General features: G+C 68.3%; 18 protein-coding genes and 1 pseudogene. 11 read left to right on the forward strand and 8 right to left on the reverse strand.

The features are described 5' to 3' along the window. Nucleotides 1–403: 403 nt before the first annotated feature. From ACRXBZ_RS24295 to yidC, 3 genes are all read left to right on the forward strand, one after another. A complete protein-coding gene (locus ACRXBZ_RS24295) occupies nucleotides 404–1,291 on the forward strand; it encodes a hypothetical protein (RefSeq protein ID WP_433881064.1) in 888 nt (295 codons plus the stop codon). Nucleotides 1,292–1,342: 51 nt separating this feature from the next. Further along, entirely contained in the window at nucleotides 1,343–1,540 is a 198-nt protein-coding gene (locus ACRXBZ_RS24300) for a hypothetical protein (protein ID WP_433881065.1), read from the forward strand. A 182-nt stretch (nucleotides 1,541–1,722) separates the two neighbouring features. Next, on the forward strand, nucleotides 1,723–2,757 hold the full coding sequence (gene yidC, locus ACRXBZ_RS24305) for a membrane protein insertase YidC (RefSeq protein ID WP_433881066.1): 1,035 nt from the start codon (nucleotides 1,723–1,725) through the stop codon (nucleotides 2,755–2,757). Nucleotides 2,758–2,899: 142 nt separating this feature from the next. Here yidC and ACRXBZ_RS42175 read toward each other — a convergent pair. Further along, a pseudogene (locus ACRXBZ_RS42175) lies at nucleotides 2,900–3,037 on the reverse strand (class F sortase); the annotation flags it as partial. Nucleotides 3,038–3,312: 275 nt separating this feature from the next. On the opposite strand from ACRXBZ_RS42175, the gene ACRXBZ_RS24315 reads away from it, so the two are divergent. Further along, entirely contained in the window at nucleotides 3,313–4,101 is a 789-nt protein-coding gene (locus tag ACRXBZ_RS24315) for a Bax inhibitor-1/YccA family protein (protein ID WP_433881068.1), read from the forward strand. Nucleotides 4,102–4,358: 257 nt separating this feature from the next. On the opposite strand, the gene ACRXBZ_RS24320 is transcribed toward ACRXBZ_RS24315, so the two are convergent. Next, nucleotides 4,359–5,579, reverse strand: coding sequence for an acetyl-CoA C-acetyltransferase (locus ACRXBZ_RS24320; RefSeq protein WP_433881069.1), 1,221 nt, complete (start codon nucleotides 5,577–5,579; stop codon nucleotides 4,359–4,361). Between the two features lie 171 nt (nucleotides 5,580–5,750). After that, on the reverse strand, nucleotides 5,751–6,677 hold the full coding sequence (locus ACRXBZ_RS24325; protein ID WP_433881070.1) for an SGNH/GDSL hydrolase family protein: 927 nt from the start codon (nucleotides 6,675–6,677) through the stop codon (nucleotides 5,751–5,753). Nucleotides 6,678–6,921: 244 nt separating this feature from the next. Here ACRXBZ_RS24325 and ACRXBZ_RS24330 point away from each other — a divergent pair, with 244 nt between their 5' ends. Continuing rightward, entirely contained in the window at nucleotides 6,922–8,289 is a 1,368-nt protein-coding gene (locus ACRXBZ_RS24330; RefSeq protein WP_010694332.1) for a cystathionine beta-synthase, read from the forward strand. Between the two features lie 101 nt (nucleotides 8,290–8,390). Then, nucleotides 8,391–9,449, forward strand: a complete 1,059-nt coding sequence (locus ACRXBZ_RS24335; RefSeq protein ID WP_433881071.1) for a hypothetical protein — start codon at nucleotides 8,391–8,393, stop codon at nucleotides 9,447–9,449. A gap of 71 nt (nucleotides 9,450–9,520) precedes the next feature. Here the strand turns inward: ACRXBZ_RS24335 and ACRXBZ_RS24340 are convergent, their stop codons facing one another. Next, nucleotides 9,521–10,792: an ISAs1 family transposase gene (locus ACRXBZ_RS24340; RefSeq protein ID WP_433878027.1), complete on the reverse strand. Its 1,272-nt coding sequence runs from the start codon at nucleotides 10,790–10,792 to the stop codon at nucleotides 9,521–9,523. A 750-nt stretch (nucleotides 10,793–11,542) separates the two neighbouring features. On the opposite strand from ACRXBZ_RS24340, the gene ACRXBZ_RS24345 reads away from it, so the two are divergent. After that, on the forward strand, nucleotides 11,543–12,682 hold the full coding sequence (locus tag ACRXBZ_RS24345) for a cystathionine gamma-synthase (RefSeq protein WP_433881072.1): 1,140 nt from the start codon (nucleotides 11,543–11,545) through the stop codon (nucleotides 12,680–12,682). Nucleotides 12,683–12,790: 108 nt separating this feature from the next. Here the strand turns inward: ACRXBZ_RS24345 and ACRXBZ_RS24350 are convergent, their stop codons facing one another. Continuing rightward, on the reverse strand, nucleotides 12,791–13,042 hold the full coding sequence (locus ACRXBZ_RS24350) for a hypothetical protein (protein WP_433881073.1): 252 nt from the start codon (nucleotides 13,040–13,042) through the stop codon (nucleotides 12,791–12,793). 268 nt (nucleotides 13,043–13,310) lie between these two features. On the opposite strand from ACRXBZ_RS24350, the gene ilvA reads away from it, so the two are divergent. Then, a complete protein-coding gene (ilvA, locus tag ACRXBZ_RS24355) occupies nucleotides 13,311–14,522 on the forward strand; it encodes a threonine ammonia-lyase (protein WP_433881074.1) in 1,212 nt (403 codons plus the stop codon). A 20-nt stretch (nucleotides 14,523–14,542) separates the two neighbouring features. Here ilvA and hppD read toward each other — a convergent pair whose 3' ends face one another. After that, on the reverse strand, nucleotides 14,543–15,751 hold the full coding sequence (gene hppD, locus ACRXBZ_RS24360; RefSeq protein ID WP_433881075.1) for a 4-hydroxyphenylpyruvate dioxygenase: 1,209 nt from the start codon (nucleotides 15,749–15,751) through the stop codon (nucleotides 14,543–14,545). Between the two features lie 152 nt (nucleotides 15,752–15,903). Between hppD and ACRXBZ_RS24365 the strand changes: the two genes are divergently transcribed. Further along, nucleotides 15,904–16,404, forward strand: a complete 501-nt coding sequence (locus ACRXBZ_RS24365; protein ID WP_433881076.1) for an Lrp/AsnC family transcriptional regulator — start codon at nucleotides 15,904–15,906, stop codon at nucleotides 16,402–16,404. 65 nt (nucleotides 16,405–16,469) lie between these two features. Here ACRXBZ_RS24365 and greA read toward each other — a convergent pair whose 3' ends face one another. Together greA and ACRXBZ_RS24375 are read right to left on the reverse strand one after the other, a co-directional pair. Further along, nucleotides 16,470–16,958 carry a transcription elongation factor GreA gene (gene greA, locus ACRXBZ_RS24370; protein ID WP_190818614.1) on the reverse strand — a complete coding sequence of 163 codons (489 nt, stop codon included), beginning with the start codon at nucleotides 16,956–16,958 and terminating at the stop codon, nucleotides 16,470–16,472. Between the two features lie 191 nt (nucleotides 16,959–17,149). Beyond that, nucleotides 17,150–17,587, reverse strand: a complete 438-nt coding sequence (locus tag ACRXBZ_RS24375; protein WP_433881077.1) for a DUF4307 domain-containing protein — start codon at nucleotides 17,585–17,587, stop codon at nucleotides 17,150–17,152. A 197-nt stretch (nucleotides 17,588–17,784) separates the two neighbouring features. On the opposite strand from ACRXBZ_RS24375, the gene mca reads away from it, so the two are divergent. Both mca and ACRXBZ_RS24385 read left to right on the forward strand, forming a co-directional pair. Further along, the gene (mca, locus tag ACRXBZ_RS24380) at nucleotides 17,785–18,666 is read left to right on the forward strand and encodes a mycothiol conjugate amidase Mca (protein ID WP_168586627.1); all 882 of its coding nucleotides are present in this window, start codon (nucleotides 17,785–17,787) and stop codon (nucleotides 18,664–18,666) included. After that, complete coding sequence (locus tag ACRXBZ_RS24385; RefSeq protein WP_168586628.1) at nucleotides 18,663–18,974, forward strand: hypothetical protein; 312 nt, start codon at nucleotides 18,663–18,665, stop codon at nucleotides 18,972–18,974. The genes mca and ACRXBZ_RS24385 overlap by 4 nt, the downstream gene beginning before the upstream one ends. The last annotated feature ends 23 nt before the right edge of the window (nucleotides 18,975–18,997 follow it).

Here is an 18,997-nt window from a genome sequence, read left to right on the forward strand (position 1 = left end):
CGAGCCAGTTCAAGTTTTGCCTGTTCAGCGTGGCTGTGGTGCGTGTCATCGGGCGCGCAGGCGCGAGGGGGTTTCGCCCCGGGGCGAAACCCCGGGACAATGCGCGGCCATGGCCTATGAGCGTGTAGACCCCCGAGCCGGTGACCCGGGTCGGTCGGGCCCCGGACAAGCAGGGCCCGACCGACCGGGACCGCCACCCGGCCCACCGCCGGGCGGCCCACCGCCGGGCGGCCCACCGCCGGGCGGCCCGCCGCCGGGACCGCCCCCACCGGGAGGACCGCAGATTCCACCAGGGCCGCCACCGCAGGGCGGCCTGCCGCCGGGACAACCCGGTCCTCCTCACCAGGGACCGGGCCAGCCGATGCCACCCGGCCCTCGACCGGGAGGACAGCAGGGCCCGCCGATGGGCGGCCAGCCGGGCACGCCGCCGCCGGGCTGCCCCGGACCGCCGCCGCCGGGCCAGCCGGGCACGCCGCCGCCCGGTCCGCATGGTGGTCAGCAAGGTCCGTCGCCGGGACAGCTGGGCGTACCCCCGGGCCCGCCGCAAGGCGGTCCGCCAGGTTCCCCGCAGCCCGGTCCGCCTGGCCAGCAAGGGCTGGGGCAGCAGGGAAGGCAGCAACCCGGGCAACCGGGGCCGCCGATGCCTGGCGGCCCGCAGGGCTTCCAGCAAGGTGGCGCACCGGCCGGGACCACGCCGATGGGCCAGTCGACGCCGGTCGGACAGCACCCGGTTCAGCAGCCTCCCGCCAACCAGTACCCGGCGACGCGCGTCCAGCAGCGCCCGGACGTGGAGCAGCCCGAGCCCTTCCGCGGCCAGGACGCGGACCGCTACCGGGATCCCGAGCCCTATGACGACCGGTACCGGGACGATCCGTATGACGACGGCTACCGGGAGCGGGATCGCTACCGCGACCGGGACCCGTACCCGGACCGGCACCGGGATCGCGACTACGACGACCGCCGGTATGCGGAGCGGGACTATGACGACCGCCGGAGCCGGGGAGATCGGTTCCGGGGCCCCAGCGCCGACACGATCGGTCGCCTCATCCAGGTGCTGACGGCGCTGATCTCACTGGTCTTCGTGCTGCACATCGTATTCGTGGTGACCGGGGCCAACCAGGCAAACGACTTCGTCGCATTCACCTACGGGACCGCGAAGTTCTTCGTGCTCGGGCTCGGCGACGTGTTCACCCCGGGCGACGCCACGATAGGCGTGATCCTGAACTACGGCCTCGCGGCGCTGATCTACCTGTTCGCGGGCCGGATCATCGCCCGCGCCTTGAAGCGGTAAAGGCGGTGAAGGGCACCTTCGGGCAACACGGCCGGGTGGCAGCTGGACGAGGTGAACGAGCGGTTGGCGGAGCATCCGCTGCAACCGCCGGCCGAGGTCGGTCCGGGCCCGTCGGTCGGCGGCATGGTCGCCACCAACACGATGCCGGACGACCGGAGCAGGGGGCTGTCGGCGGCGCTGAAGCGGCGGTTCGACCGGGACGGCAGCCTCGGTTGGTCGCTGGCCACGCCGGACCGGGTGAGCAGGTGAAATGGGGGTCGAGCCCGGCGCGCGGGCGGCTTGAGCCGCGCCACATTTCCAGGGGCGACGGCCGGGCGATGGCTAGGCATGGCACCCTGGGTATGGCTGTTCCTGCATTTCGCGACGGGTACGGCTGCGCATGTACGCCCCGGTTGCGCCGGATAGCCGGGCCATAACCAGGAGTGGCTTGAGTGGAAAGTTTCTTCTCCTTCATCCTCTACCCGGTGTCGGCGATCTTGTGGTTCTGGCACAAGGTCTTCGGTGCCGTGTTCGGGCCGGACAACGGCTTCGCCTGGGCGCTTTCGGTGTTCTTCCTGGTGTTCTCGCTGCGCGTGGTGCTGCTGAAGCCGGCGATCAGCCAGCTGCGCGCGGGGCGCAAGATGGCGAAGTTCGCGCCGCAGATCCAGAAGCTGCGCGAGAAGTACAAGGGCGATCGCCAGCGCATGGCGCAGGAGATGCAGAAGTTGCAGTCCGAGCACGGGGTGAACCCGCTCGGCGGCTGCCTTCCCGCGCTGCTGCAGATCCCGGTGTTCCTGAGCCTGTTCCACGTCCTGCAGAACTTCACGCCGACCGCGCAGAGCAACTTTGTCTTCGACCGGGCGGGCGTCGAGTCGTTCGTCAACGCCAACATCTTCGGGGCCAAGCTCTCGAACTGGATCACCCAGCCTGCGGACCAGCTCGCGCTGTTCGGCACCGACCGGACGTCCATGATGATCGTCGGCATCCCACTGATGCTCATCGCCTCGGTGGCCACCTTCTTCACCATGCGGCTCTCGGTCAAGAAGCAGACCGACGCCGCGATGGCCAACCCGCAGTCGGCCATGATGGCCAAGTTCATGATGTACATCGCGCCGGTCGGCGCGATCATCTCCGGCTGGTTCCTGCCGATCGCGGTGCTGCTGTACTGGCTGGCCAACAACGTCTGGACGCTGGGCCAGCAACACTTCCTCACCAAGAAGATCGACCGCGAGCAGGAGCGGGAGAAGGCAAAGGAGATCGAGGCCAAGAAGTCCGCGCCGCGGCCGAAGCCGGGCCAGAAGCCGGTGCGCCCGGAGGCCAAGGCGGCCGACGGGGAGTCGGAGGCGGAACCGGCCGCCGCGACAGCGGGCGGCCAGCAGACGACCAAGAGCAGCAGCAACGGCCAGCGGCCGGGCGGCAAGAAGAACCAGCCGAAGAACCGGCCGGGCAAGCAGGCGGCGTCGAAGAAGGGCAAGAAGCGCCGCTGAGTCCGCAATTTCAATGGAAATCGAAGGTCTGATTTCCATTGAAATTGCGTCAACGGAACTCGGGTTCCGTGATTCGGAAGAAGTGGCGGAGGGTCGGCGGGAGGGAAACTCCCACCGGCCCTTTCGCGTGTTCGGCTGCGGCTTACGGCGGGGTGGCGACGACGTGCGGTTTCTCGTCGTAGCCGAGGTCGCCGCCCATGTGGGGACCGCCGCAGGTCACCTGCACCAGCCGGTGCGCACCGCCCTGGCCGAACGGCTCGCGGGCCCGGGCCGGCAGATCTCACGAGGCCATTAGATGGACCTTCTCGGTTACGGTTACGCAACGCCGAAGATCGCGCACGCATCGTTCGCTTCGACCACCCGTTGAGCCTGCCGGTGAGCGGTTGGCAAGGCCAGGAGATCGTGACTGTTCGCGAAATCGATATCGAGTAGTGCTCCACCGCGGTGGGAGCCGGCGAGATAGAACGGTAAAGTCAGCTTTACCGAAACGGGAACCGGTCAACGCCCCCGATCGTTGTTCCGAGTGACGGCGCAAGCACGCCCCAGGAGGATGAGTTGCGCACAACGAGCAACCCAGCGTTCCGCAACCTGCCGACGACCGGCGGTTACGCGAACTTCAACTACGGTCAGGGGCAAACCGCGCCCTTCGGCCAGGCGCCGGTCGCGCCGCCGCAGACCGCGCGTCCGATGACGATCGACGACGTGGTCACCAAGACCGCGATCACTCTCGGCCTGGCGGTGATCACTGGCACGCTGACCTACCTGGTCGGGCCGCCGGCCGTCGCGCTGGCGCTGCCGGCTGCGATCGTCGGCTTGGTGATCGCGCTGGTCATCATCTTCAAGAAGAAGGTGAGCCCGGCGCTGGTCATCGCCTACTCGGCCGTCGAGGGCGTGTTCCTCGGCGGGATCAGCTACGTGTTCGGCGCATTGTTCTCGCCGGGGATCATCATCCAGGCCATCGCGGGCACCATCGGTGTCTTCGCGGCCATGCTGGTGGTCTACAAGACGGGTGCGATCCGCGTCACCCCGAAGCTGACCAAGTGGATCATCGGTGCGGTGGCCGGTGCCGCGGTGCTGATGCTGGTCAACCTGATCGCCAGCTTCTTCACCCCCGGCGGCCTCGGGCTGCGCGACGGCGGCGGGCTCGCCATCGCGTTCAGCCTGCTGTGCATCGGGATCGCGGCGTTCAGCTTCCTGCTCGACTTCGACGCCGCGGACAAGGCGATCAAGGGCGGCGTGGACGCCAAGTTCGCCTGGTACATCGCCTTCGGCCTGATGACCACCCTGGTCTGGCTCTACCTGGAGATCCTCCGCCTGCTCTCCTACTTCCAGAGCAGCGACTGATCCCAGGCTCCTGACCTGAGAACGGGGCACCATCGTCCACGGCGGACGGTGGTGCCCCGTTTCGTGCCTGGCTTCCTGGTCTTCGTGGTGCAGATTGGCGGTGACCCAGCAGGCGGACCGGATGGCGTCCGGCACGCGGCGAAGCCGCTTCCGGCCGTAAACCGCCACCGCGACGAGTCGCCAGAGACGTGCCCAAGCCGTCGCAAGCGGCTCAGCTGCTTAGCCGCCCAAAGAACGAGTCTGGAACTGAAACGAGATCAGCTGAGGCGTTCCAGGACCATTGCCATGCCTTGCCCTCCGCCGACGCACATGGTCTCCAGGCCGAACTGCTTGTCGTGCCACTGGAGCGAGTTGATCAGCGTCGTCGTGATCCGGGCGCCGGTCATGCCGAACGGGTGCCCCACCGCGATCGCGCCGCCGTTGACGTTCAGCTTCTCCAGCGGGATGCCCAGGTCCTGGTAGGACGGGATCACCTGGGCGGCGAACGCCTCGTTGATCTCCACCAGGTCGATGTCGTCGATGCCCAGCCCGGCCCGCTTCAGGGCCTGCTTGGACGCCTCCACCGGGCCGAGGCCCATGATCTCCGGCGACAGGCCGGAAACGCCGGTCGACACGACCCGCGCCAGCGGGGTCAGGCCGAGCTGGTTGGCCTTGGTGTCGCTCATGATCACCAGGGCGGCGGCGCCGTCGTTGAGCGGGCAGCAGTTGCCCGCGGTGATCCGGCCGTCGGGGCGGAACACCGGCTTGAGCCCGGAGACGCCCTCCTTGGTCACGCCCGCGCGCGGCCCGTCGTCGGCGTCGACGACCTTGCCGCCGGGGATGGTGACCGGGGTGATCTCGCGGCTCCAGAAGCCGTTGGCGATCGCCTTCTCGGCCAGGTTCTGCGAGCGGACGCCGAAGTCGTCCATCTCGTCGCGGCTGATGCCCTTGAGCCGGGCGAGGTTCTCGGCAGTCTGCCCCATCGGGATGTAGACGTCAGGGATCTCGTCGAAGGTGCGCGGGTCGGTCCAGGAGTCCGCGCCCTGCTCGGCGGTCTGCTGGGTGCGCGCCTGCGCGTCGGCGAACAGCGGGTTCTTCGTGTCCTCGAGCGAGTCGGAGCTGCCCTTGGCGAACCGGGACACCATCTCGACCCCGGCGCTGATGAACACGTCGCCCTCGCCGGCCTTGATCGCGTGCAGGGCCATCCGCGTGGTCTGCAGGCTCGACGAGCAGTAGCGGGTGACGGTGGTGCCGGGCAGCTGGTCGTAGCCGAGCAGCACGGCGACCACGCGTGCCATGTTGTAGCCCTGCTCGCCGCCGGGCAGCCCGCAGCCCAGCATCAGGTCGTCGATGTCGGCCGGGTCCAGCTCGGGCACCTTGTCCAGCGCGGCGCGGATGATCTGCGCGGTGAGGTCGTCGGGCCGGAGGTCCTTCAGCGACCCCTTGCCGGCTCGGCCGATGGGGGATCGCGCGGTGGCGACGATGACTGCTTCAGGCATGGGAACTCCTTTGTCCGCGGTCGCGGGCGGGCGGGACGCCGCGCTCGCGACCGCTCAGGGCGACATGACCTACCGATCGGTCACTTTAAGACCGGTGCCCCCATCCTGGCGGTGCGGGCGGTCACCGGACAAGAGGCAAACCGACCGGTCAGTACGTTGCTTCGGGTGAGGTCAGGAGTCCGCGCGGCGGTGCAGCCGCTGGTTGAGCCGGGCCACGATCCGGCTTGTCGGACGGCGTGCCTCGGCCGCCTTCGACCTGGTCGGGGCGGGTGGCAGCGGGCCGCCCTCCCACTCGCCGAGGGCCGCGCACATCGCCGGGAGCAGGATCGTCGTCGCCGCCTCGTAGCCCGCCGCCGACGGGTGGAACCGGTCCGGGCTGAAGAACTCGCCCGGCCGTGCCAGGAACTCCGGCGACAGCAGGTCCGCCAGCGGCACCGCGCGCCCGCCGGACGCCTCCACCACGCGCCGCTGCGCGCGACCGAGCGCGAGGCTCCAGTGCCGCGCGACGGAGCGCAGCGGCTGCGGGATCGGCCGGATGGCGCCCAGATCCGGGCAGGTGCCGACGACCACCGCGACACCCGCGTCGACCAGCCGCCGCACCGCGTCGCCGAGCAGTTCCGCGCAGGCCGACACCGGCAGCCGCGAGGTAACGTCGTTGGCCCCGATGATGATCATCACCAGCTCCGGCGGGCGGATCAGCGCGGCGTCCACCTGCGCTGCCAGTTCCTGCGAGGTGGTGCCGACGATCGCGCGCGTGGTCAGCGCGACCGGCCTGCCGAGCTCCTCGGCGAGGCCACGGGCCAGGCGCACCCCGGGCAAGTCGGCCGGGAAGTCGACGCCGAGCCCGGCCGCGGCGGAGTCGCCCAGCACGGCGAGCTCCAGCGGTTCGACGTCGTCGGACAGCTCTCGGCGCGGCACCGGACCGACGCCGCTGGGCAGGTGAATGCCGTCGGCGCGCACGGGATCGTTGCCCGGTGGGCCGATCACCCGCCGTGCGTACCGGGACTGCCCGTTGAGCAGCCCGTACGCCGCGCCGGAAAGTCCGCCGGCGGTGCCCGCCGCCAGCAGTGCGAGCCGGAACGCCTTCGCCGCGATCATTCGGCCCTCCCTCACCAGTCCTGCGGCCGGGTCGGCGGCCGCACCACGGGGACGGGAAATATTCACTCACCCTGGGTCCGTGCGGGCGTTCACTCCCGTCACTAGGCAAGACGCGGCGCGGACCGAAATCGTTCCCTTGACCATATGTCGCGTTCCAGGTCCCTTGAGTTAGCCGGTGACCAGCCGATTAGGCTCGACGTCACACACCCGGCGAGCAGCAGTTACGAAGGATCGAGGACCGGACGTGGACTACGTCGAGCACGTCACCGAACTGGTGGGCAACACACCGCTGGTGCGGCTTAACGCGGTGGCCACCGGGCAAACCCCGGTGCTTGCCAAGGTTGAGTACCTGAACCCCGGCGGCAGCGTGAAGGACCGCATCGCGCTGCGCATGATCGAGGCCGCGGAGGCGTCCGGCGAACTGCGCCCGGGCGGCACCATCGTGGAGCCGACCTCCGGCAACACCGGGGTGGGGCTGGCGATGGTCGCCCAGCGCAAGGGCTATCGCTGCGTGTTCGTCTGCCCGGACAAGGTCAGCGAGGACAAGCGCAACGTCCTCAAGGCCTACGGCGCGGAGGTCGTGGTGTGCCCGACGGCCGTGCCGCCGGAGCATCCGGACTCCTACTACAACGTCTCCGACCGCCTGGTCCAGGAGATCGAGGGCGCCTGGAAACCGAACCAGTACGCGAACCCGGCCAACCCGGAATCGCACGTGCACTCCACCGGCCCGGAGATCTGGGAACAGACCGGCGGCAAGGTGACGCACTTCGTGGCCGGCATCGGCACCGGTGGCACCATCTCCGGCACCGGCGACTACCTCAAGAAGGTCTCCGACGGCCGGGTGCAGGTCATCGGCGCCGACCCGGAGGGCTCGGTCTACTCCGGCGGCAACGGGCGGCCCTACCTGGTGGAAGGCGTTGGCGAGGACTTCTGGCCGACCACCTACGACCGGGACATCTGCGACGAGATCGTGGCGGTCTCCGACGCCGACTCCTTCGAGATGACCCGCCGCCTGGCCCGCGAGGAGGCGCTGCTGGTCGGCGGCTCCTGCGGGATGGCGGTCGCGGCGGCCCTGAAGATCGCCGAGAAGACCGGCCCGGACGACGTGATCGTCGTGCTGCTGCCCGACGGCGGCCGCGGCTACCTGACGAAGGTCTTCAACGACTCGTGGATGGCCTCCTACGGCTTCTTGTCCCCGGACCACGGCGGCGGGTCGGTCGGCGACGTGCTGCGCCGCAAGGACGGCACCATCCCAGACCTGGTGCACGTTCACCCGAACGAGACCGTCGCCGAGGCGGTCGCGATCCTGCGCGAGTTCGGCGTCTCGCAGATGCCGGTGGTCAGCGCGGAGCCGCCGATCATGGCCGCCGAGGTAGTCGGCGCGGTCAACGAGCGGGACCTGCTCGACGCGCTGTTCGCCGGCCGCGCGAACCTCGCGGACCGGGTCGAGCTGCACATGTCGCCGCCGCTGCCGACCATCGGCGCGGGCGAGGAGATCAGCGCCGCGATGGCCGCGCTGGCCGGGGCCGATGGGGCCATGGTGCTGATCGACGGGAAGCCCGCGGGCGTGGTGACCCGACAGGATGTGCTCGGTTTCATCGCTGGCCGATGACGACTTGTTGCGGAACGGCACTACGCTGCTGGTCGATCAGCTAGCGTGTGTGATCGCATGCCCAGGATTTTTGCTTTAAGCCTCGAGGAGTAGGACACCCGATGAGCTCTCCGCAGCCGCCGGACGGCGGTCAGCAGGGTTCGGACCCCATTTCGAACCGGATGGACCCGCAGGACCCCAACCAGGCTGGCAGCGACGCGACCCAGGTCGTCCGACCTGTGCAAGCGCAGGGCCAGCAGCCGCCGTCCGACTCGACGCAGGTTGTGCCGCCGTCGATGCAGCCGCCGCAGCCCATGTACCAGCAGCCAGGCCTGGCCGGTCAGGGCGGCGGTGCGGAGGCGACCGCGATGGTGCCGCCGTCGATGCAGCCCCCGCAGCCCATGTACCAGCAGCCGGGCACCCAGAGCCAGCCCGGCGGTTTCCCGGCGCAGCCGCAGCAGTCGGGCCCGCCGAGCGGCGGCTTCCCGGCCCCGCAGGCACAGGCCGGCTTCGGCGCCCCGGCGCCCCAGGCCGCCTACGGCCAGCCCGCCCCGTCGGGCCAGGGAAGTCTTGGCACGCTGCCGGTGGCGCAGTGGGTCACCATCGGTCTCGCTGCGCTTTCCGTGATCTTCGGTCTTATCGGCGGCATTGCCGCACTGGCGTTCATTCCGGTATACGGGATCATCATTATCCTGTTGGTTCTGGTCATGGGTGGCCTGTGGATCACGGGTTCCTTGTTCGGCGGCAAGGGCAAGCAGTGGGGACGGATCCTGGTCACGGTGATGTCCGGCCTTGCAGTCGTCGGAGCCATCGTCAACATCGTGCAGGGGGCCGTCCTCTCCGGGATCATCACACTGTTGATCGGTGCCGCGATTCTGGTGTTGTGGTGGCTGCCGTCCACCACGCAAGGGATGAAGGTGAAGGCCGGTGCGCCAGCGCCGGCCGCGGGTGGTTACGGCCAGCCGCCGCAGGGCGGCTTCGGCCAGCCAGCCCAGCCGCAGCAGTTCGGTCAGGCGCAGCAGTTCGGTCAGGCGCAGCAGTTCGGTCAGGCGCAGCAGTTCGGTCAGCCGCAGCAGTTCGGTCAGCAGGCGCCGCCGCAGCAGTTCGGCCAGCCGGGCCAGCAGCCCGGTGGTTTCCCGCCTGCCGGCGGGCAACAGCCGCCGCAGCCCCCGCAGTGGTAAATTGCTGATGATGAGTCAAAGAGCGTGGCCCCGGACTTGAAGTCCGGGGTCACGCCAGGGCAAAGGCAAGATCACTGTGTGTTGCGCCCCGCAACTTGGAGTGACAGGACGGGGAGTGTTCGTGTGCGGTCCCTGCTGATCCATTCGGTTGTCCGGCGGATGTCGTTGTGTCCAGTTATGCGAAGCATCGATATTGCGGTATTCCGTAATGTTGCCAGTATATGGGCGCCGGTGCCGGTATAGATTTGTTGTGCGTCTTCGTGGTATGTTGTGTCACGGATATGATGGCTTTTGTTTTCTATTCCCCAGTGGTCGCGGACTTGGTCGTGCAGGTCTTCGGCGGTGACTGTGGTGGTGTTCTGGCTGGTGATGATCCAGGCGTGCTCTTTGCTGACGAGTTCTCCGGAGAGGGTTGTTTCTTCTCGTTTGACGCAGGCTACGGAGCGCGCGTGTGGGAAATCGATTCCGTCGGCGTCGGTAATCCAGGTAGTCCAGCGGCGTATCCGGCCGTGGGTGTCATCGACGACGACATGATGCGGGGTTTTCCGCAAGAACGGAAGAGTGCGGTCGTATATCTTTTTCTTAAGCGCCGCTTGATTTCCCTTTACTGTCATAACGTAGTCGAATCCGCGTTCGCCGGCGATGTATTCGGCGGTCTCTCGCTGGGTGTGCACGGCGTCCATGGTGACCACCACACGGCCGTCCACACCGCGGGAGACACCGTCGAGCAGGGTCTTGACCTGGGTGATCTCGTTGGTGCCCGAGGGAACGGCCACTTGGGCGACGGTGACACCATCGCAGTGGATCATCGCGGAGAACAGCGTGAACGACTCGTGATCCCCGATCCACGAACCGCGCAGCACTTTGCCGTCGATAGCCAGTCGCAACGTGCCGCCCGGGATAGGCCGGGCATGACGCAGCAGCCACGGCCCGATCAGTCCTTCCAGCTTCGCTACATCGACATTTTCCAGTGCGCGCCGGATCGTGGACGTATCCGGGACACGGAAAAACCCGCGGAACCAGCACCATCGTCCACCTATTTTCCGCAGTAACGACGCCGGCAGATCGGCGACCTGGTCGGCGATCTGCCGGAAATTCGACGCGCCCGCCAGCACCGCGATCAACGACGCCGCGAGAAGGAACGCCAAACTGTACACACGGCCCTTCCGCTTACGGCGATCCGGCACCTTGCCGAGCAACTTCATCAGTTCCGCCAGATCGGCATCATCACCGTCGGCGCTACCCGGAAACGACGCCCATGACGAGCTATGAGAAAATGACAACGGATGGCCTTCTTCTGGAGTTTGGTTTTCGCAATTTCCATGATCCCAGAAGGAGGCCATCCTCCATCTCCCGGCCCAGCACGCCAACCCGGCCGGCTACCCTACGAGCCGAGTTGATCACTCCGCGCGATCTTGCCTTAGCCCTGGGGGTCACGCTTCTTCAATTACTTGGCCCCCGTAGTTGCGGTAGCCAAAGTCGTGCTGCGCACATGCGGTGTGTAGAAACGTATGTTCCAGCTCTCGCTCCCGGGGGGATGGGAGCGGAGCATCCATCCGTCGACCAGTCGAACGGAGGATTCCCAGGTTCGCGCATGAATTGGCCGGCGTCGAGCCGCATGATGCGGTTGGCCTGGCCTCATTGATTACCGCGGCGGGTGACGAGGTTGGTGCGGTTGAGTCCGATAGTCCGCTGCGGCATTTGCCAAGCGTGATCAGTGCATGCTTGCAAGCGTTCCGAGCGTTGCGAGTGAAAAACGCTTCAGGGCAGAAGTTATCGCTTTCTTCTGTTTCATCTCAGATTGACTCCCCACCCCACACTTACGTCTGATTGCGGCGCTGACGCTAATGGGGGGACGGTCCAAAATGGTGTCTTTTTGCGACAATTGCGGAAATTTGCTCCTGAGGAACCAGTTCCATCCGGTCGTGCAGATGAACGAATGTAAATTGCTCTATTTGGCGGCACGGAAGCTGGCTGTTGATGCGGCGGCGCTAATCCTGTTGTTGAGGCGCGCTCGCCCAAGCAGGCCGTTGCGGCCGGGCGTTCCTCTGCCCGGTGCGCCGCTGCGACGGCCGGGTCGTACGCTGCTCCACATGAGTGACGGCTTCGCCACCCGCGCCATTCACGCGGGCCAGGAGGCAGACCCGACGACCGGTTCGGTGATCGTGCCGATCCACGCCACGTCGACCTACGCCCAGGACGGGGTGGGCGGCATGCGCGGCGGCTACGAGTACTCCCGCACCGGCAACCCCACCCGCACCGCGCTGGAGGAATGCCTGGCCGCGCTGGAAGGCGGCCGGCACGGGCGCGCGTTCGCCTCGGGCATGGCGGCAACCGACGCGGTGCTGCGCGCCACCCTGCGGCCCGGGGACCACCTGGTCATCCCGGACGACGCCTACGGCGGCACGTTCCGGCTGGTGGACAAGGTGCTCACCGACTGGGGCATCGAGTACACCCCCGCCCCGGTGTCCGATGTGGACGCAGTTCGGGCGGCAATCCGCCCGAACACCAAGGTGATCTGGGTCGAGACGCCCACCAACCCGCTGCTCAACGTCGGCGACATCGCCGCCCTGGCGCAGGCCTCCCGCGATGCGGGCACGAAGCTGGTCGTGGACAACACCTTCGCCTCGCCGTACCTGCAACAGCCGCTGGAGCTCGGCGCGAACGTCGTGGTGCACTCGACCACCAAGTACCTGGGCGGGCATTCCGACGTGGTGGGTGGCGCGGTGGTCACCTCCGACGACGAGCTCGCCGAGCAGGTCGCGTTCTTGCAGAACGGGGCGGGCGCGGTGCCTGGGCCGTTCGACGCGTTCCTGACGCTGCGTGGCATCAAGACCCTCGCCGTGCGGATGGAGCGGCACAGCGCCAACGCCGAGCGCATCGTCACCGCGCTGGTCGGCCACCCGAAGGTCGCGAAGGTGCTCTACCCGGGACTGCCGGAGCACCCCGGCCACGAGGTCGCGGCGAAGCAGATGCGCCATTTCGGCGGGATGGTCTCGTTCCTCCACGCAGACGGCGAGGAAGCGGCGCTGGAGGCCTGCTCGCGCACCCGGCTGTTCACGCTGGCCGAATCGCTGGGCGGGGTGGAGTCGCTGATCGAGCACCCGGGTCGTATGACGCACGCCAGCACCGCGGGCTCGATGCTGCAGGTCCCGTCCGACCTGGTGCGGCTGTCGGTCGGCATCGAAGAAGCCGACGACCTGGTCGAGGACCTCCTCAACGCCCTCGGCTGACCCCTTTCACCCAGGTGATGGTCAATTTCGCGAGAAATTGACCATCACCCGGGTGAACGTCAATTTCTCGCGAAATTGCGCCCCCGCTTCTGGGATGGCGGCTCGGGATCAGCGTTCGAGGGACGGGTCGCTGCTGCCTAGCGGGCGGGTGTCGGTCGGGTAGCGGGGATTGACCGGGAGGTCGTCGGGCTTCAGGCAGCCGCCGATCAGCTCCACCACGCCGTCTTGCGAACGGTAGGAGCCCGGCTCGTCGCATCCGGATTGCAGCACCGCGAACACCGCTACGCCGGACAGGGCCGCCGCCGTGGCAAGGCCGGTGACCAGCGGGAACGCGCTGTTCATAGGGGTCAGCCGCGTCATGCTTCCTCCTATGTTCGACCCCGGCACCAACGTCGGACGAGCGGCATGCGCGACACCGGGGCCGGTGTTCACGGGTGCTCGATGACTGCGCAATGCCCCCTCCGCGACAGCTTGCCCCGCCACAGCCCTCGTCGGCTGCCAAGCCCTCCTCACAGCCCTCGTCGGCTGCCAAGCCTTCCTCGCGGTGCGGTCCGGGCGACCGGCCGCTCGTTCGAGGGTACCGAAAGTGCCGCAGGTGGCCCGCGTTGCGCGGTGGCACGATTGGCCCATGCCGCTGGTCGATCTGGACCGAATCCGGGCCGCCGACGAGCAGCTCGCCGGGATCGTGCGGCGCACCCCCGTCGAGCATTCCCGGGTGCTCGGCGAGTACTGCGGCGGCGAAGTCTTCTTCAAGTGCGAGAACCTCCAGCGCACCGGCTCGTTCAAGCTCCGCGGCGCTTACGCGCGGCTGCTCGCGCTGGACGAGGCACACCGTGCCGCCGGGGTGGTCGCCGCAAGCGCCGGGAACCACGCGCAGGGTGTGGCGCTGGCCGCGTCGCTGCTCGGCATCCACGCCACGGTGTTCATGCCGGAGCTGGTGCCGCTGCCGAAGCTGGCGGCCACCAAGTCCTACGGCGCCGACGTCAGGTTGCGCGGCGTTGCGCTGGGGGAAACGCTCGCGGCGGCGCGGGAGTACGCGCGACAGACCGGGGCGGAGTTCATCCACCCTTACGACCATCCCGACATCGTCGCAGGTCAGGGCACTGTCGGGCTGGAGATCCTGGCCCAGCTCCCCGAAGTCCGCAGCATCGTGGTGCCCACCGGCGGCGGTGGGTTGGTCGCGGGTATCGCTGCGGCGGTCAAGGCCGAACACCCGCACGTCAAGGTGCTCGCGGTGCAGGCCGAGCAGGCCGCGGCGTGGCCGGTTTCGCTGGCCGCGGGCAAGCCGGTGCGGCTGGCCGAAACCCAGACGATGGCCGACGGGATCGCTGTCGGCGAGCCGGGTCCGGTCCCGTTCGCGCACGTGGCGGAGCTGGTCGACGGCGTGCTGACGGTCAGCGAGGAGGCCCTGTCGCGGGCCCTGCTGCTGTGCCTGGAGCGGGCGAAGCTCGTGGTCGAACCGGCCGGGGGAGCCGCCGTCGCGGCGCTGCTGGAACACCCCGAGCAGGTCACATCGCCGACCGTTGCGGTGCTCTCCGGCGGCAACATCGACCCGTTGCTGCTGCTCCAGCTGATCCGGCACGGCATGAGCTCGGCAGGCCGCTACCTCTCGCTGCGGGTGCGGCTGCCGGACCGGCCCGGCTCGCTGGCGGGCCTGCTGGCGAAGCTGGGCGAGCTCTCCGCGAACGTCCTCGATATCGAGCACTCCCGGATCTCCGGCGCGCTCGCGCTTGGCGAGGTCGACGTCGAGATCTCGTTGGAAACCCGCGGCCCCGAGCATCGCCAGGACGTCGTCGACGAACTAGAAGCCGCGGGCTTCACCCTCGTGTCCGAAGGCTGATCCCATCGGACCGTGAATGTTCAAAGATTTCCGCGGCGCTCCTGCTCGCGTTCGATCGCCTCGAAAAGGGCCTTGAAGTTGCCCTTGCCGAAGCCCAGCGAACCGTGCCGCTCGATCAGCTCGTAGAACACGGTCGGCCGGTCGCCGATCGGCTTGGTGAAGATCTGCAGCAGGTAGCCGTCCTCGTCGCGGTCGACCAGGATGCCGTGCTCCTTCAGCGTCTCGATCGGCACCCGCACCTCGCCGATCCGGGCCCGCAGCGCCGGGTCGTCGTAATAGGCGTCCGGCGTGTTCAGGAACTCCACGCCGGCGGCCCGCATCGCGGTGACGGTCTTGATGATGTCGCCGGTGGCCAGCGCGATGTGCTGGCAGCCCGAGCCCCGGTAGAACTCCAGGTACTCGTCGATCTGCGACTTCCGCTTGCCGACGGCCGGCTCGTTGAGCGGGAACTTGACCCGGTGGTTGCCGTTGGCCACCACCTTGCTCATCAGCGCCGAGTAGTCGGTAGCGATGTCGTCGCCGACGAACTCGGCCATGTTCACGAAGCCCATGACGCGGTTGTAGAACTCGACCCAGCGGTCCATCTGACCGAGCTCGACGTTGCCCACGCAGTGGTCCACGGCCTGGAACAGCCGCTTGGGGGCGTCGGCCGGCTTGACGTAACTGCCCTGCTGTGCGACGTATCCGGGCAGGTAGGGACCGGTGTAGCGGCTACGGTCCAGCAGCGTGTGCCGGGTCTCGCCGTAGGTGGCGATCGCCGCCGTCCGGATCGTGCCGTGCTCGTCGGAGACGTCGTGCGGTTCTTCGAGCACCGTGGCGCCCTGCGCGCGGGCGTGCTCGACGCACTTGTCGACGTCGAGCACCTCGAGGGCGAGGTCGACGACGCCGTCGCCGTGCCGGCGGTGGTGGTCGGCGAGCGGGCTGTCCGGGTCTACCGCGCCCTTCAGCACGAACCGGCCCGACCCGGACTTCAGCACGAAGGCCTTGTGGTCCCGGTTGCCGTGCTCGGGACCGGAGCACGCGATCAGCTCCATGCCGAACGCGACCTGGTAGAACAGCGCGCTCTGGGTGGCGTTGCCGACGACGAACACCACTGCATCGAGTGCTTTGACCGGGAACGGGTCCTTCGAGTCGTCGTGTTCGACTAGGCCGACGAGGCGCTGCAGCTGGTCGAACGTGACGTCGTCGAGCTGCCCGGTCTGGCTGCCGTGGTTGACGGTGCCGGTCACGATGTCCTCCCCGTGTTTCGCCGAAGCGGTGACGGCGCCAGCGTGCGCCTGACAGGTCATCCTGAGCAACAGCCGTTGATTTCGCTGCACAAACTGACAAGTATTTGATCCGAATCGCTGGCTGTATTGGTCAACCTGAACAAGGATGTGAAATGGCTCCCAATGTTGAGGGGCTCGACGCGTTGGACGCCCGGTTGCTGCTGTTGCTCTCCGACGAGCCCCGGCTCGGGGTGCTGGAGTGCTCGCGTCGGCTCGGCGTCGCGCGCGGCACCGTGCAGGCGCGGATGGATCGGCTGGTGCAGCGCGGCGTCCTGCTGGGCTTCCCGCCGGAGCTGGACCTGGCGGCGATGGGTTACGGCCTGACCGCCTTCGCGGTGCTGGAGATCGCGCAGGGGCACCGGCGCCTGGTGGCGGAGCAGCTGGCGGCGATCGACGAGGTGTGCGAGGTGCACGCGACGACCGGGCAGGGGGACCTGTTCGTGCGGATGGTCGCCCGCTCCAACGCCGACCTGCAACGGGTCATCGATGAGATCGTCGGGGTGTCCGGGGTTCGGCGCACCTCGACGTCGATCGCCCTGTCCACGCCGGTGGCTCCGAGGGTGCGCCCGCTGCTCGAACGCCTAGCGGCCGATGGCGCGCGCCCGGAGCCCTGATCTGGCGCAAAGAACAGCGGGCGTCCCCCTCTGCCGGGGACGCCCGCGGGAAGAATCAGGTCGGCTCAGCCGGAGAAGGGCTCGGCCTTGACCAGGGTGACGGTCATCGTGCCGCCGTTGGGCAGCTCGTACTCCCGGATCTCGCCTTCCTTGGCGTCCAGCAGCGCCTTGCCCAGCGGGGAGCTCGGCGAGTAGACCTCCAGGTCGCCATGCGCGCCTTCTTCGCGGGTGGCCAGCAGGAACTTCTCGGTCTCGTCCTCGCCGTCGTAGCGGACTGTCAGCACCGAGCCCGGGCGGGCGACGCCCGACTCCGTGGGCACGTCGCCGACCTTGGCGGTGCGCAGCAGCTCCTGCAGCTGGCGGATGCGGGCCTCGATCTGGCCCTGCTCCTCGCGTGCGGCGTGGTAGCCGCCGTTCTCCCGCAGGTCGCCTTCCTCGCGAGCCTCGTTGATCTTCGCGGCGATCGCCGGGCGGTTGGCCACGAGCTCGTCCAGCTCTCCCTTGAGCCGGTCGTAAGCATCCTGGGTCAGCCAGGTCACCTGGGTCTCGCTCACGGTCACCACTCCTCGTCGACTGCGGCCCGCGTTTCCCCACGGGCGAATTGCATTTCCGCGCTTTATTCCTTGGCGATAGCCAAGTAACGGAAAAACACGGCCCGCGCGGGACCGTGCCGAAGTCGACAATAGCACGAAGCACCACGACCCGGGGCGGGATTTTCCCAGCACCCGGCGCGGTACGCCGGTGTTCACCCAGTCGGCCGTAGGTGGGTGGACAAATATTCAGGAACGTTGTAAGTGCAGCCGTACACCTCCCCGATGGTCGCCCGGGCGGAGGTCCGCAAGACAGTCTCCTGCCTGGTGATGCCGTCCGCAGGTTGGATCAGGACCTCTTTGCGACCGACTTCCGCACCGGACTCGGCGCGGGCGCGCACCACGCAGTCAGCGGGCCGCTGGGGCTCGTCGCGCTGGACTTCGAGGACGATCTGCACCGAGTGGTCGTCGAGGATCTCGAACGCGACCTGCTTGCCCTCGATCGGCGCGCTGCCGAGGTTGCGGTAGCCCACGATCGCCACGCCCACCAGGGCGACCAGCACGACCGCTATCAGCGCCCAGCGGAGGCCCGGGCGCGTCCGCGAGCGGGCACGCGAACCGTACCGGTCCTGCGGGATCTGCTGGTTCGTCACCGGGCTGGGAGGCCTTTCGACTACGGGCTTCGCCACCGCCCGCGGACGGGTCATGCGGGGGCTGGCGCCGGGAACGTCGGACCCACCGGGAACAATGGGACCCGACATCCACGTTAAGTATCCCTGGGGTGTCCCGCTGCCTGTCAGGCGGGGCCGCGTTCACGAGAGATGCTGCAAAGCGGGAGGACTACCGGGCGATGGCGGACAAGCTGCGGCTGATGACGGTGCACGCGCACCCGGACGACGAGTCCAGCAAGGGAGCCGCGACGACCGCGCGCTACGTGGCCGAAGGTCACGAGGTGATGGTGGTCACCTGCACGGGCGGTGAGGCGGGCAGCATCCTCAACCCGGCCATGGACCGGCCCGAGGTCGTCGAGAACCTGACGGAGGTCCGCCGCGCGGAGATGGCCGCAGCGGCCGAGATCCTCGGGGTGCAGCACCGGTGGCTGGGCTTCGTCGACTCCGGGTTGCCGGAGGGCGACCCGCTGCCGCCATTGCCGGAGGGCGTCTTCGCCACCGTGCCGATGGAGGTCTCGACCCGCGAGCTGGTGAAGGCGATGCGGGAATTCCGCCCGCACGTGGTTATCACCTACGACGAGAACGGCGGCTACCCGCACCCGGACCACATCCGGTGCCACGAGATCTCGGTGGCGGCCTTCGACGCGGCCGGCGACCCGGACCTGCACCAGGACGCGGGCGAGCCGTGGCAGCCGCTGAAGCTGTACTACTCGCACGGCTTCTCCCGCAAGCGCATGCAGCTGTTCCACGAGGCGCTGCTGGCCAACGGCCTGGAGTCGCCGTACGGCGAGTGGCTGGAGAAGTGGGACTCCACCCGACCGGACCCGGACGAGCGGGTCACCACGCGAGTCGAGTGCGGGGAGTACTTCGAGCAGCGCGACGACGCGCTGCGAGCCCACGCGACCCAGATCGACCCGGACAGCCGCTGGTTCGCGGTCCCGCTCGACATCCAGCGCGAGCTGTGGCCGACTGAGGACTACGAGCTGGTGCGCTCGCTGGTCGACACCACGTTGCCGGAGGACGACCTGTTCTCCGGCGTGCAGGAGAAGGTGTGCGCATGACTGCCTGGGAGACTGTCGCCCACGTGCTGGCGCAGGCCCCCGCTCCGCCGAACGACCCGGGTGGCCAGGGCGAGGACTTCGGCAAGTCCTCCCCGGTCGGCCTGGTGCTGCTGATCGTCTTCGCCATCGCGGTGGTGCTCCTGGTCCGCTCGATGACCAAGCACCTGAAGAAGCTCCCGGTGGTCTTCGACGAGCAGAAGGCCGCGGCAGCGGCCCCGGCGAGGGTGAAGCAAGCGGAGGCGAAGCACGGCGAAGAGCCGGAAGCGGAGCAGGGCGAGGCGAAGCCGGACAAGGAAGAAGCCCCTTAGCGGGGGCGAAGCCGAATCGGGGT

Source organism: Saccharopolyspora hattusasensis (assembly GCF_050972075.1).
Lineage (GTDB): Bacteria > Actinomycetota > Actinomycetes > Mycobacteriales > Pseudonocardiaceae > Saccharopolyspora > Saccharopolyspora hattusasensis.